The following is a 12911-nucleotide window of genomic DNA, read 5'->3' as shown; positions in this document are numbered from 1 at the left end:
GCTCACCCGAGCCATCAGAAGCCAGGCGGCCGCCCGAGACCCACGCCACGATCTTGTGTGGCAACCGCGCTTCGCGTACGCCTCCGCGGGCGTCATCCTCGCCGCACTCACGGTCGTCTCGTTACCCATCTGGCTGGTCTTCTATCGGATGGCCGACCCGGAGTCGAACAACGGCGCCGGGCCCAGGGTGGCCGACCTGGTCGCACTCAGCATGATGCTGCTCGGCGGCCTCGTCACGGCCGGCGCCGCCTGGGTGATCATCATAGAGATGCGCGGCCGGGTCCGCATGGTCGACCGCCTGGCCCAGACCAACGACCGGGAGCTGCGCCCCATCGGCGCGTCCGACGAGGTGACCCAGAACCTGGTCACGACGTCGGAGGCGCTGCCGGCGACACCCACCTCCGTCCCGGCGACGCTGGAGGCGTCCGGACACCTGCTGCACTCGTTCAGCCGGGTGTTGCGGGCCTTCAGCCAGCTTCCCGCACAGGTGGCGCTGCTGGCCGTGGCACTCAGCCTGTTCGTGGGGGCGACCCTGCTCAGCATGGACTGAGCCCCCACGTGGGCCGCACCACAGGCGCGGTCGACCTGGCTTTGGGTGACAATCGGGGCATGACGAAGGACGTCCGGCTCCGCATCGCCCTCGCCCAGGTCGACCCCACCGTGGGCGACATCGCCGGCAACGCCGCCATCGTGCGCGAGGTCTCCCGCCGCGCGGCCGAGGCCGGCGCGCACCTGGTGGCGTTCCCGGAGATGATGCTCACCGGCTACCCGGTGGAGGACCTTGTCTTCCGTACGTCGTTCGTGGGCGCCTCCATCACCGGGCTGGCCCAGCTCGCCACCGACCTTCAGGCGGAGGGCCTGGGCGACCTGCCGGTCGTGGTGGGCTATCTGGACGCGGACGGACCGACCCGCCCCGACGCCGACACGGCGCCCGGCCGGGGCGCCCGCAACGCGTGCGCGGTGCTGCACGACGGCAAGGTCGTCACCCGCTACTTCAAGCATCACCTGCCCAACTACGGCGTCTTCGACGAGGACCGCTACTTCGTGCCCGGCGACACCCTGCGGGTCGTCCGTATGAACGGCGACGGCGGCCAGGTGGACGTGGCGCTGACGATCTGCGAGGACATCTGGCAGGCCGGGGGTCCGTTCACCGCGGCGGCCCAGGCCCGTGTCGGGCTCGTCGTCAACATCAACGGCTCGCCGTACGAGCTGAACAAGGACGACCTGCGCCTGCCCCTGGTCCAGCGGCGGGCCCGGGAGGCCAACGCCACGGTCGCGTACCTCAACATGGTCGGCGGGCAGGACGAGCTGGTCTTCGACGGCGACTCGATGGTCGTCGCCCCGGACGGGACGCTGCTCGCCCGGTCACCGCAGTTCGCCGAGCAGCTGCTCGTACTCGATGTGGATCTTCCTGCGGCGGACCCGGACGCGCCCCACGGCGACCTCGGCCCCATGAAGATCGCGCGCACCGAGCTGGGCAACCGGCCGGCCTTCAGCCAGGACCGCCGGCTCGGCGACGTCGCCGAGCGCGTCAACGACGAGGCGGAGGTGTGGCACGCCCTGGTGCTGGGGCTGCGCGACTACGTGCGCAAGAACCGGTTCAAGACCGTCGTGCTCGGCCTGTCGGGCGGCATCGACTCGGCCGTCGTGGCCGCGATCGCGGTTGACGCGCTCGGGCCCGAACGGGTCTACGGGGTGTCGATGCCGAGCGGCTACTCCAGTGAGCACTCCCGCGACGACGCGGCCGACCTGGCCAAGCGCACCGGGCTGAACTACCTGACCGAGCCGATCCAGCCGATGGTGGACGCCTTCCTCGCCAACATGGCGCTGTCCGGGCTCGCGGTGGAGAACCTGCAGGCCCGGGTGCGCGGCATCATCCTCATGGCGCACTCCAACCAGGACGGCCACCTGGTCCTGACCACGGGCAACAAGAGCGAGCTGGCGGTGGGCTACTCGACGCTCTACGGCGACTCGGTCGGCGGGTTCAACCCCCTCAAGGACGTACCGAAGACGATGGTGTGGCAGCTCGCCCGGTGGCGCAACGCGGACGCGGCCCGCCGCGACGCCGTGCCGCCCATCCCGGAAAACTCGATCGCCAAGCCGCCCAGCGCCGAGCTGCGCCCCGGCCAGGTCGACTCCGACTCGCTGCCGGACTACGCGGTGCTCGACGCGGTGCTCGCCGACTACGTCGACGGCGACATCGGCCGCGACGGCCTGCTGGCCGCCGGCCACGACCCGGCGACGGTCGACCGGGTGCTGCGGATGGTCGACATCGCGGAGTACAAGCGCCGCCAGTCCGCGCCCGGGCCGAAAATCTCGATCAAGGCGTTCGGCCGGGACCGGCGGCTGCCCATCACGAGCCGCTTCCGCGAGGGCACCAGCTGAGAGATTCCCCGCAAAGCCGCCGGCAGAGCCCGCCCCGGTGGGACTATCGGCGGTAGGACCCGGGGACCGCGGACGCGGCCTCGAGGCAGACGAGGAGTCCACACATGGCCCAACCAGAAGTGGCGTCGCTGTACGGCGGCCCCGCCACCAGACGCGTGAGAGTCACCGACCTGCACGCCGCCAAGGAGCGCGGCGAGAAGTGGGCGATGCTCACCAGCTACGACCAGTACACGGCGGGGATCTTCGACGGGGCGGGCATCCCGGTCCTGCTCGTCGGGGACTCGGCCGCCAACAACGTCTACGGCTACGAGACGACCGTGACCATCACCGCCGAGGAACTTCTCCCCCTCGTACGGGCGGTGGTGCGCTCGACGAAGCGCGCCCTCGTGGTCGCGGACCTGCCGTTCGGCTCCTATGAGGAGGGCCCCGCGCAGGCGCTGCGCACGGCGGTGCGGTTCATGAAGGAGGGCGGCTGCCACGCGGTGAAGCTGGAGGGCGGCCGGCGGGTCGCCGAGCAGATCGCCGCGATCACCGGGGCCGGCATCCCGGTCATGGCGCACATCGGGTTCACCCCGCAGAGCGAGCACGCCATCGGCGGCTACCGGGTGCAAGGCCGCGGCGACGCGGCGGCCGACGTCCTCGCGGACGCGCGGGCGGTCGCCGAGGCCGGCGCGTTCTCCGTCGTGCTGGAGATGGTGCCCGGCGAGGTCGCCAAGCACGTCACCCACGAGCTGCGCATCCCGACGATCGGCATCGGCGCCGGCCCGGAAACGGACGCGCAGGTGCTCGTCTGGCAGGACATGGCCGGCCTGCGCGCGGGCAAGGCGCCCCGCTTCGTCAAGCGCTACGCCGACCTGGCGGACGTCCTCACGGACGCCACGAAGCGCTACGCCGAGGAGGTCCGCGACGGCGCCTTCCCGGCGGCGGAACACACCTTCTGAGCGCCGAGAGCCGGGCTGGTACGCACGGGTGCCAGCCCGGTTCAGCGCTCGCCCGACACCGTCAGGCGGCCTCGAAGGTGACCTGGCGGCGGTGGGGGTCGGCGACGACGAGGCGGACCCGCACGCGCTCGCCGAGCGGCAGGTCGCCGGTGCAGCGGGCCTTCACGGGCGGGTCGTCGAGCACGATGTCGCCGCCGCGCGGGCGGCCGTTGTCGCGGCGCTCCTCGTCGACGTCGATGACGACCGCGTCGAACTCCTCACCGACGCGGCCGGCCAGCAGCACCGCCTCGGCCAGGTCGACCGCGCCGCGCTCGGCCGTGCCCGCGACGCGGTCGGTGCGGCTCATCACCTCGGGCAGCCGGGACAGGGCGGCGCGCGCCCAGGCGGGCACGGTCACCCCGGCGTGCAGGGCCAGGCACACCTCGGTGACGTACCGGTCGGCCAGCCGCCGCAGCGGAGCCGTCACGTGCGCGTACGGGGCGGCGACCGCGCCGTGGCCCGGCTCCGCCGGCGGGGTGCCGTCGAACGCCGTGTAGCCCGCGCCGCGCATCAGCTCGGCGGCGCGGTCGACGAACGCCGCTCCCCTGGGCGTACTCACATCAAGGGTGTGCAGGACGCGACCGGGACCGGCCCCCTCGGGCCAGGCCACCCCGAGGGCCGCGGCGGCCACCCGCAGTGACGCGATCGCCTCCGGGCGCGGCGTGGGCATCGTGCGCAGCATGCCGATGCCACCCGCGAGCATGACGTCAGCGGCGCTCATGCCGGTGAGCAGGGAGATCTGCGCGTTCCATTCCTCGGCCTGGACGGGGGCACGCAGGACGAGCCGGAAGCCGCCGTCGTCGGGCTCCACCTCCTGCTCGGGGATGGGCAGGTTGATCGCGCCCCGGTCGAGGCCCCGCTCGATGAGCAGGTTGCCGACCGTGGGCAGCAGCGCGATGGGTTCGGGCAGCTCGCCCGCGTCGGCGGCGGCCTGCACACCCGCGTAGTTGAGCTTGGCGCGGCTGCGCACGGTCGCGCGGGTCAGCGACACCGCGCGGGTGGCGCCGTCGCTGTCCAGGTCGATCGTCCACAGGACGGCGAGGCGGTCCGCGTCGGGCAGCAGGCTGGCCGCGCCCTCCGAGAGCACCTGGGGATGCAGCGGCACCTTGCCGTCGGGCAGGTAGATGGTCTGGCCGCGCTGCCAGGTCTCGCGCTCCAGCGAGCCGCCGACGGGCACGAACGCGGAGACGTCGGCGATGGCGTAGTGCACCCGGAAGCCGCCGTTGCCGGCGCTCTCCAGGCACACGGCCTGGTCCAGGTCGCGGGACGTCGCCGGGTCGATCGTGACGAAGGGCAGATCGGTGCGGTCCACCCGGCGGGGGTCGGCCGGCAGCGGGCCCGCCGCGGCCACCTCGGCCTCATGCCGCGCCGCGGGCGGGAAGCCGATGGGCAGCTCCAGCTCGCGGCGCAGGTCGGAGAAGTCGATTTTCGGGGCGGCGACGAGTCTGGTAACCACCTCATGTTCTTACCAGCGCCGCCGCCCCGATGGCATCGGATTGCCGTCAGTGTGGATCAGGTCGCCATCGTGCGCGCCATGCTCTGCGACGCGCTCGTCGACCGGCGGGTGGGCGCCCGCTTGGCCGCCTTCTTCAGCGTTGCGGTGGCCGTGCGGCGCGATGGCGTCGAGCGGGCCGCCGAGGTCTTCTTCGCGGTCGTCTTCTTCGCCGTGGTCGTCTTCCTGGCGGTCGTCTTCTTCGCCGGCGCGGTCGTCTTGGCGGCCGTCGTCCGTTTGGTGGCCGGCGCCTTCTTGGCGGCCGTGGTCTTCTTGGCCGCGGTCGTCTTCTTCGCCGCCGTGGTCTTCTTGGCGGTGGTGCTCTTGGCGGCCGTGGTCTTCCTCGCGCCGCTCACGCGGGCGGTCGTCTTCTTGGCGGCCGCCGTCTTCTTCGCCGCCGCCGTCTTCTTCGCCGCCGTGGTCTTCTTCGCGGCCGTCGTCTTCTTCGCGGCGGTGGTCTTGGCCGCCGTGGCCCGCTTCGCCGCGGTCGTCTTCTTGGCGGTCGTCTTCTTCGCCGGCGCGGCGGTCGTCCGCTTGGTGGCCGGCGCCTTCTTGGCGGCCGTGGTCTTCTTGGCCGCGGTCGTCTTCTTCGCCGCCGTGGTCTTCTTCGCGGCGGTGGTCTTCTTCGCCGCCGCCGTCTTCTTGACCGTGGCCTTGACGGCCGTCTTCCTGGCGGGCGTGGCCGCCGCCGCCGTGCGCTTCGCCGTGGCCTTGCGGGCCGAGGTCGTGCGCGTGGTGGCCTTCTTTGCCGGCGCCTTCTTCGCGGCCGACGCGCGCGCGGTGGTCTTCTTCGCGGCGCTCGTCGTGCTCTTGCTGGCAGCCGCGCGTTTCGCGGCCGGTCTGGTCGTGGCCCTCTTCGCAACGGCCATTTTTGCCTCCTCAGGCGTTATCTGTCGGGTCGGTCCGGCGGCTGTCCGCCGGACGGACCCCCTCGGCGGCGTGACGCAGCCGTCACGTCTGTTCGCCCTCCCAACGGGCGTCTTCGGCGTCCCACTCCGCGTTGCGTTCGGCCACCTTGGTCAGTGCCGCTTGCGCTTCCGACGCGGTCGGGTACGGCCCGAGACGGCGGTGCCCCGGGCAGACGTTGTCGTCCGTCTCGACCCGGTTGTGGAACAGGCACCAGTAGTACCGAGCGCCCACGCCGCTTCTCATGTCATCACTATGCACGCTGAACCTCCCATATGGTGCTCATTCATCCGAAAATTTGCCGAGACTTCCACATTAGACGTAATCCCTCGTTATGATGCCCGGCCGCCGGCAGCCGCACACCTGACGAGGAAACCGTTGCGGCGCAAGGGTTTCACGACTCGCCGCCGGCCGCCGCAGTGGCGCCGGGCGCGCCTCGGGCCGGGCGACGCCGCCCAGAAAAAACCACGCCGCGACCGGGCCCGCACCGGGCGCCACGGCCCGGTAGACGCGTACCGCCGTCACATCTGGACTCTCCGCCGCCGCAGGCACTACCGTCGGGACGGGCGCTACAGCGGCCGGACGACCCCGCCGGGTCAGCCACAGATGGGCCGCCGTCCCTATGATGATGCGACGCGCAGCGCGTGGCGGGCGAGCGAGCGGATCGGTGCAGGGGGGAGTGCGTCGAGCGACCATGTCGACATGGCAGGCGGACACCAACTCCCGGCCCGACGGGCCCGGAGCGCGTCCCGTCCTCACCCCGCGACGCGCCCCCGGAAAGCTCGGGCCCGTCCACGTCTTCCAGTTGCTCGCCGTCGAGGTCGGCATTGTGGGAGTACTGGCGGCGGCCGGCCGGTCCGCGCTCGCCGTCGTGGTGGCCGGCGTCCTCACGGTCGCCCTGCTCGTCGCCGTCCTGGCCCGCCGAAAGGGCCGCTGGTGGGTGGACGACCGCATGGTGGCGTCACAGTTGCGCCGCCGCTCCCGCACCCGGGCGCCGGACCACCCCGAGCCACGGCTCACCGCCCTGCGCGCGCTCGCGCCGGGCCTGGCCATCGAGAACATCGCCCTCGCCGACGACAGCTCGGTCGGCGTCGGACGCGACGAGGCCGGCTGGTTCGGCGTCGTCGAGGTCGCGCCCGAAGCGGTCGTCACGAGCGAGGCACCCGGCGCCGGCGTGCCGGTCTCCGCCCTGCTCGCCGCGCTGACCGAGACCGGCCAGCCCGGCACCGTGCTGCAGATCGTCGCGCACGCGGTGCCCGCTTCGCCGACGGCCACCCCGGCGGGCCAGTCGTACCGGCAACTGGTCGGCGACGCCGTCGTGGCCAGCGAATACACGACGTGGATGGCCGTCCGGCTCGACGAGCAAGGGCTCGCGGAGTCCGGCGCCGACCCGTACCGCAACGCCGACCTGGCCGCGTCCGTCGTCGCCACGGTCGTCCGCCGGGTCGGCAAGACGCTGCGCCACGCGGGCGTCGCGCACCGGGTCCTCGACGCCGACGGCCTGCTCAGCGCCCTCGCCCACGCCTGCGACCTGACCCCTGCCAGCGGCGGTGCCACCGTGCGGCCCCGTGAGGAGTGGTCCCTGTGGCACTCCCGCGACCTCGCCCACCGCTCGTTCTGGCTAAGCGACTGGCCGCCGGCCACCCAGGCCGACGCGCTGCTGCGCTGGCTCACCAGGGCGCCGGCGACCGCGACAACCGTGTCGCTCGTGCTCGTGCCGCGTGACCGCCTCGTCGACATGCGCTGCCTGGTCCGCCTGGCCGCACCGGTCGACCAGCTGGCGGGCCTGTGTCAGCAGCTCGACCGGGGCGTACGCAAGGCGAACGCCCGGCTCTTCGCGCTCGACGGCGAGCAGGGTCTCGCCGTCTACGCGTCCGCACCGACCGGGGGTGGCGGCGGATGACCAGTCCCGAGTACGGCGAACGCCGGCCCGCGCGCGACTCCGACGCGACCGCCGAGTGGCCCTCCGTGCCGCGAGAGCAGCCACCGCCCGACGACCAGCATCCGTGGGCGCCGCCCGCCGCGCCGCCGCCTACCGCGCCACCCACCTCCGCGCGGCACACGGCGCCGGGGCAGGCCTCGCACGGGCCCGCTTCCCCGCCCCGGCACAGCGCCGGGCAGCAGGCGTTCGCGCCGCCGCCACCGCCACCGGTGCGGTCGGCGGGCCCGGGACAGCCCTTACTGCCGGCCAGCCAGCCGGCACGGCACGGGTTCGACCCGCCCGCGCACACCACGCTGCTGCCGTCCGCCGCCACACCACCCGCCCCGCCGGGCCCGCCCGCGCTCACTCCGCTGCTATCGCAGCCCGGGCAACCGCCGCAGCCCGTGCAACCGCCGCGGCATTCGCACGGGTCGCCGTCCCCGCACGCCGCGCCCCCACCGCCGCCACCCCCGCCTTCCGCGCGGCCCGCACCGCCGTCCACGCTGTTGCCCCCGGCAGCCGCGCAGCCGGCACCGCCATTCGCGCAGCCCGCACCGCAGTCCGCGCCGGCTGGCCGCGCGGTGGCTGAACCGACGCGGGCCAGCGCCGCGATCGGCCCGCCCGCCCACGCCATGGCGACCGCCGCCCCGCCCGCCCAGGCCACGGCGACCGCCCCGCCCGCCCAGCGGGCCGCGCCCGTCGCGGACCCGACCACCGCGCAGCCGGCGATCGGCGTGCCCACCAGCAGCCGTCAGGCCGCCGCCGAGGCCGCCAGCACCACGATCGCCGCGCGCGAGAGCCGCGCCGCGGCGGCCCCGGCGCCGGCGCAGCGGCCGGCCGGGTCCGCCACCGCGATCTCGGGCGCGCCCCCGCGCGGCGGCGACTTCGGCAGCCACAAGGCCATCAACCAGGCCGGCCGGCGGGAGCGCGGGCGCCACCTCACCCGCATGCGCATCGGCTACCACACCGCGAACGGCGCCGCGCTCGCGCAACTGCGGCTGCCGAGCCCGCCCGTGGGACTGCTCCTCGGCATGGACGCCAACCGCGCCCCTGTGCCGATCGCGTTCTTCCGCCGCCAGCCCACCCGCGTCGCGGCCGTGGGCAGCCCGTGGCTGGCGCAGCTGTTCGCGTTCCGGGCCTTGGGCCTGGGCGCCCGCGTCGTCGTCGTCACCACCGACCCGGCCGCGTGGCACGGGTTCGGCGACCGCGCGACCGGCCGCGGCGACCAGGTGGCCGTCCTGACGGATGAGCAACCGCTGGCGCTGACGGCGAGCTCGCGGCAGCCGATGCTGCTCCTCTACGACCGGGGCGTCGTGGGCGCCGGGCTGCAACAGCAGCTCGGGCCGTGGCAGACGCAGCTGACCCTGCTGCGCCGGCTGGAGCAGACCGGCATCGCGCCCGTCCGGCAGAGCGATGTCGCCGTGCTCCAGCGCGTCGGGCCGGCCGAGGCCGAACTGACGCGTGATGCGCTCAACCTGCCCCAACACAGCCGTCAGCGGCTCGGTCAACTGGCCGATGACATGGTCAGCCTCGTCGGCGGTGGCCGCGAGCGCTACGTCTGGCTGGTCCAGACAGAGGCCGAACGGGTCAACTGCGCCGCCGGCCGGGCCTGACGGCGCCCACGCTCGTTGGGGCGGGCGCCGCGATGCCCGCCCCAACGGCCGGTGTTCAGCCGGCCACGGCGGCGGCCGGCGCGACGCGACTGGCCCGCATCGCGGGGTAGAGGCCGGCGAGCACGCCGATGACCATCGTGGCGGCCAGCCCGCCCAGCGTCGCCCACAGCGGCACGACGGCCGGCCACCCCCGGTTCGTCGCGTACGCGGCGGTTACCGCGACGCCGATGATGACGCCGCCACCGCCGCCGAAGGCCGACAGCAGCAGCGACTCGGTGAGGAACTGGGTGCGGATGTGGCCGCGCGTCGCGCCGAGTGCCCGGCGCAGGCCGATCTCCGAGCGCCGCTCCAGCACAGAGATCACCATCGTGTTCGCCACGCCGATGCCGCCCACCAGCAGCGCCACGGCGCCCAGCCCCAGCAGCAACGCCGAGAGGGTGGCGTCGGTCGCCTGTTTGGCGGCCAGGGCGTCCGACGGCCGGGAGATCGCCACCTCATGCGGCGCCCGAGGGTTGGCCGTGCGTCCGAGCACGGACCGCACGGCGCCCAGCTGCTCCTCGTTCGCCCGCAGGTACACGGTGGTGGGGTGGCCGTCGAACGTCGCGTAACGCTGGGCGGCCGGCCACCCGATGAGGGCGGCGCTGTCCAGCTCGGGCGCCAGCTCGACGGGATCGAGGATGCCCACCACCGCGTACCACTGACCGCCCAGCCACACCCGTACCCCCGGGGCGCGGATGTCGAGGCGTTCCCCGGCCCGCGAGCCGAGCACGACGGCCGGGTACGTCGCCGTCGCCTGGGTGAGCCAGCTGCCCTCGCGCACGGTGAACCGCAGGGTCCCGGGCAGATCCCGGTCCACCGCGAGGACGTCGATGCTGCTGGTCTCGCCGGGGGAGATGTGATCGTTGCGGTACACGTAGGCGTTGACGGCCCCCGTTGCCGCCACCGCCTCCACCGGCGCGACACGCCCGATCATCGGCACGGACTCCGGTGGGAGTTTTGCGTCGTCGCCCAGAATGGTGCTGCCGGGCCGCACGGTCAGCAGGTTCGTGCCGAGCCGGCTCAACGTGCGGTCCAGCTCGGCGCGACTGGACGCCGAGATGCCCACGACCGCGATCATGGCGCCGATGCCGATCGCGATGCCCAGCGCGGACAGCACCACCCGCAGCGGCCGGGTACGCAGGCCAACGGCGCCGAGCCGGCCGATGTCGGCCGGGCTGAGCCGGATCCTGGCACGCTTTCTCATCCGCCCTCCCCTGTGTCGGCCACGATCCGCCCGTCCTTGATCTCGATGCGGCGGTCCAGCTGCTCGGCCACCCCCATGTCGTGGGTGATGACCACGACGGTCGTGCCGGCCCGGTGCAGCTCCTTGAGCAGCTCCAGCACGGCTGCGCCGGCCACACTGTCGAGGTTTCCGGTGGGCTCGTCGGCGAGCAGCAGCACCGGCTCGCCTACCACCGCGCGGGCGATGGCCACGCGCTGCCGCTCCCCGCCCGACAGCTCGGACGGCACGTGGTCGAGCCGGTCGCCCAACCCCACCCGGCGCAGCGCCACCTCGGCCCGGCGCAGCCGCTCGCCACGGCGTACCCCGGCGTAGAGCAGGCCGTCGGCCACGTTGTCCAGCGCGGGCGTGCCCGCCGCCAGGTGGAACTGCTGGAACACGAAGCCGATCGTGGTCGCCCGCAGGGCGGACAGCGCCCGGTCGGACAGGCCCGCGACGTCCTCGCCGTCGACCCGCACCCGGCCCGTGGTCGGCTGGTCCAGCGTGCCGAGAAGGTTGAGCAGCGTCGACTTGCCCGAGCCGGACGGCCCGACGATCCCGGCGAGCTCGCCGCGCCCGATGACGAGGTCCACCTGCCGCAGGGCGGGCACCCCGCCGGGATACACCTTGGACACGGCGTCGAGGCGCGCCGCCGGGTGGTCCGCCCCGACCGCCGTCACCGCGGCATCCGTACGGTCGTGCCCACCTCGATGTCGGGGCCGGACACCTCGACGCGCCCGCCCGCGAACATGCCGGCCTGAACGGCGACGATCCGGGTGGCCGTCGTCGCCGGGTCGATCACCTCCAGGCCGTAGCCACCCTCCGCCAGGGCCAGCAGCGCGGCGACGGGAACGGTCAGGACCGCCTTCTTCGTGCGCGCCGCGTACCGGACGACCAGCCCGGCATCGGCCTGCGCGAGAGCCTTCTGGTCGGACACCTCGATGGTGATCGTGACGGTCGCCGACGACTCGCCGCCCTGGCCCGAGCCGTCATGCACCCCCGTCACCGTGCCCCGCACCTCGCGCTCGCCGACGAGCACGCCGACGTGCCTGCCCGGCTCGGCCCAGCCCGCCTCGTCGGCGTCGATGGTCGCGCTGACGACCCGGGTCGTGCCGGTGACCGTCAGCACGTCGTCAGGCGCCTCCGCGCCGACCCGCACCAACCGTTCCGCGACGCGCAGTGCCGCCGACGCGTAGACGACCCGGTCGGCGGCGACCGAGCCGGTCTCGGTCAGGCCGAGGTCGCGCTGCCACCGCCGGACCGCGGCGGCTGTCGCCGACGAGAACTCGGCGTCGACGTCGAACCCGTCGTACCCGAGGGCCGCCAGGTTGCGCTCGAACTGCTTGACGTCGTTGCCCTCGGTGCCCGCCGTGAGCGTGCGGTACATCGGCAGCGGGCCGTAGAGCAGCACCACGGGTCTGTCGTCGACGCGGGTGACCGGCTGGCCGCGCCGGATGGTCGCGCCGGGCGCCGGCAGCCAGGTGACCGTGCCGCCCGCCTTGACGCCGAGCGGCTGTCCCTCGCCGTACCCGATCGTGCCCGTCATGGTCACGTAGTCGACGAGGTCCTCGCGGGCCACGGTCGCGGTGGCCGCCGGCTGCGGCGAGGCGGTCGCCGCGGGCCGGCCGGGCCGGCCGAAGCCGATGCCCGCGCCGGCCCCGACGGCCGCGACGACCACGACGGCGCCCGCGATGAGCCAGGCCCGGCAGCGCCGGCGGCGCCGCCAGCCGCGCAGGTCGGCGCGGCGGTCACCGGACTGCGGCTCGTCGCTCATCAGCCGTTGCCCTGGCCCGGGTCGACCTTGTCGCCGATGATCGGGGCGCACTTCACGATGGCCCGTTTCGCGCCGGCCGTGTTCTGGTCCCAGATCTCGTCTTCGCTGGACATCGGCGCCGGGAAGTAGCCGTCCGCGAGCGGGTCCGGGAAGTCCGGCGCCCCGTTCGCGCGCATGCACTTCGCGTACTCCCGCGCCGCCTCGATCTCCTCGGCCGTACGCGGCGGCAGTTGCCGCAGTTCGTCGGGGACGGGCGGCAGCTTCTCGCCGCACGCCTTCTGCGCCTTGATGAACGTCGGATCTTCCTTGAGCGCCTTGGGGTCGCCCTCGAACTCGAACTTCCCCTTGCTGTCCGGGTCGCCGACCTTGACTCCCTCGCCCCGCATGCAGGCCACATAGGCGCGCACGCCCTCGACGTACGCGGTGACGACGTCCGAGGCACCGGACGTCCTGGCAGCGGTCGGCGTACCGCCCGCGCTGGCTACTTCGGGGGCTTTCGGGTCGCTGCCGCAGGCGCCGGCAGCGAACGTCATCGCCATGAGCGCGCAGGCCCCCGCGGTCCTGAAAAGCTGGCTCATTCGC

12 protein-coding genes are annotated in these 12911 nt (G+C 73.9%); 5 read left to right on the top strand and 7 right to left on the bottom strand.

The features are described 5' to 3' along the window. Nucleotides 1–55 precede the first annotated feature (55 nt). From ABD191_RS22290 to panB, 3 genes are all read left to right on the top strand, one after another. A complete protein-coding gene (locus ABD191_RS22290) occupies nucleotides 56–550 on the top strand; it encodes a hypothetical protein (RefSeq protein ID WP_344085401.1) in 495 nt (164 codons plus the stop codon). A gap of 59 nt (nucleotides 551–609) precedes the next feature. Then, nucleotides 610–2385: an NAD+ synthase gene (locus tag ABD191_RS22285; protein ID WP_344085398.1), complete on the top strand. Its 1776-nt coding sequence runs from the start codon at nucleotides 610–612 to the stop codon at nucleotides 2383–2385. 104 nt (nucleotides 2386–2489) lie between these two features. Then, nucleotides 2490–3326 (top strand): 3-methyl-2-oxobutanoate hydroxymethyltransferase, encoded by an 837-nt coding sequence (gene panB / locus ABD191_RS22280; protein WP_344085395.1) that lies wholly within the window; start codon nucleotides 2490–2492, stop codon nucleotides 3324–3326. A 61-nt stretch (nucleotides 3327–3387) separates the two neighbouring features. Here panB and ABD191_RS22275 read toward each other — a convergent pair whose 3' ends face one another. The 3 genes from ABD191_RS22275 to ABD191_RS22265 all read right to left on the bottom strand — a co-directional run bounded on the left by ABD191_RS22275 (nucleotide 3388) and on the right by ABD191_RS22265 (nucleotide 6009). Continuing rightward, on the bottom strand, nucleotides 3388–4821 hold the full coding sequence (locus ABD191_RS22275) for an RNB domain-containing ribonuclease (RefSeq protein ID WP_344085393.1): 1434 nt from the start codon (nucleotides 4819–4821) through the stop codon (nucleotides 3388–3390). A gap of 56 nt (nucleotides 4822–4877) precedes the next feature. Next, nucleotides 4878–5726 (bottom strand): hypothetical protein, encoded by an 849-nt coding sequence (locus tag ABD191_RS22270; RefSeq protein WP_344085390.1) that lies wholly within the window; start codon nucleotides 5724–5726, stop codon nucleotides 4878–4880. 82 nt (nucleotides 5727–5808) lie between these two features. Next, entirely contained in the window at nucleotides 5809–6009 is a 201-nt protein-coding gene (locus ABD191_RS22265; protein ID WP_344085387.1) for a hypothetical protein, read from the bottom strand. 448 nt (nucleotides 6010–6457) lie between these two features. Here ABD191_RS22265 and ABD191_RS22260 point away from each other — a divergent pair, with 448 nt between their 5' ends. Then, nucleotides 6458–7666: a type VII secretion protein EccE gene (locus ABD191_RS22260; RefSeq protein ID WP_344085384.1), complete on the top strand. Its 1209-nt coding sequence runs from the start codon at nucleotides 6458–6460 to the stop codon at nucleotides 7664–7666. Further along, nucleotides 7663–9297, top strand: a complete 1635-nt coding sequence (locus ABD191_RS22255) for a hypothetical protein (RefSeq protein ID WP_344085380.1) — start codon at nucleotides 7663–7665, stop codon at nucleotides 9295–9297. Before ABD191_RS22260 ends, ABD191_RS22255 begins: the two co-directional genes overlap by 4 nt. Nucleotides 9298–9352: 55 nt before the next feature. Here ABD191_RS22255 and ABD191_RS22250 read toward each other — a convergent pair whose 3' ends face one another. Genes ABD191_RS22250 through ABD191_RS22235 form a run of 4 tightly spaced genes read right to left on the bottom strand, consistent with a single transcriptional unit; the run spans nucleotide 9353 to nucleotide 12907 of the window. Beyond that, complete coding sequence (locus ABD191_RS22250) at nucleotides 9353–10540, bottom strand: ABC transporter permease (RefSeq protein WP_344085377.1); 1188 nt, start codon at nucleotides 10538–10540, stop codon at nucleotides 9353–9355. Beyond that, nucleotides 10537–11235, bottom strand: a complete 699-nt coding sequence (locus tag ABD191_RS22245) for an ABC transporter ATP-binding protein (RefSeq protein ID WP_344085374.1) — start codon at nucleotides 11233–11235, stop codon at nucleotides 10537–10539. Before ABD191_RS22245 ends, ABD191_RS22250 begins: the two co-directional genes overlap by 4 nt. Continuing rightward, nucleotides 11232–12329 carry a peptidoglycan-binding protein gene (locus tag ABD191_RS22240; protein ID WP_344085371.1) on the bottom strand — a complete coding sequence of 366 codons (1098 nt, stop codon included), beginning with the start codon at nucleotides 12327–12329 and terminating at the stop codon, nucleotides 11232–11234. Before ABD191_RS22240 ends, ABD191_RS22245 begins: the two co-directional genes overlap by 4 nt. Next, nucleotides 12329–12907: a hypothetical protein gene (locus tag ABD191_RS22235; protein WP_344085367.1), complete on the bottom strand. Its 579-nt coding sequence runs from the start codon at nucleotides 12905–12907 to the stop codon at nucleotides 12329–12331. The genes ABD191_RS22240 and ABD191_RS22235 overlap by 1 nt, the downstream gene beginning before the upstream one ends. Nucleotides 12908–12911 lie beyond the last annotated feature (4 nt).

The sequence above is a fragment of the Luedemannella helvata genome (genome assembly GCF_039528415.1).
GTDB classification, from domain to species: Bacteria; Actinomycetota; Actinomycetes; order Mycobacteriales; family Micromonosporaceae; genus Luedemannella; species Luedemannella helvata.
This window is presented reverse-complemented; position numbering and strand designations above follow the sequence as displayed.

Bases quoted from the DNA above. Each gene is read 5' to 3' on its own strand.
- ABD191_RS22285 (WP_344085398.1), top strand. From the start codon at position 610: ATGACGAAGGACGTCCGGCTCCGCATCGCCCTCGCCCAGGTCGACCCC.
- panB (WP_344085395.1), top strand. From the start codon at position 2,490: ATGGCCCAACCAGAAGTGGCGTCGCTGTACGGCGGCCCCGCCACCAGA.
- ABD191_RS22270 (WP_344085390.1), bottom strand. From the start codon at position 5,726: ATGGCCGTTGCGAAGAGGGCCACGACCAGACCGGCCGCGAAACGCGCG.
- ABD191_RS22265 (WP_344085387.1), bottom strand. From the start codon at position 6,009: ATGAGAAGCGGCGTGGGCGCTCGGTACTACTGGTGCCTGTTCCACAAC.
- ABD191_RS22260 (WP_344085384.1), top strand. From the start codon at position 6,458: ATGTCGACATGGCAGGCGGACACCAACTCCCGGCCCGACGGGCCCGGA.
- ABD191_RS22255 (WP_344085380.1), top strand. From the start codon at position 7,663: ATGACCAGTCCCGAGTACGGCGAACGCCGGCCCGCGCGCGACTCCGAC.
- ABD191_RS22250 (WP_344085377.1), bottom strand. From the start codon at position 10,540: ATGAGAAAGCGTGCCAGGATCCGGCTCAGCCCGGCCGACATCGGCCGG.
- ABD191_RS22240 (WP_344085371.1), bottom strand. From the start codon at position 12,329: ATGAGCGACGAGCCGCAGTCCGGTGACCGCCGCGCCGACCTGCGCGGC.
- ABD191_RS22235 (WP_344085367.1), bottom strand. From the start codon at position 12,907: ATGAGCCAGCTTTTCAGGACCGCGGGGGCCTGCGCGCTCATGGCGATG.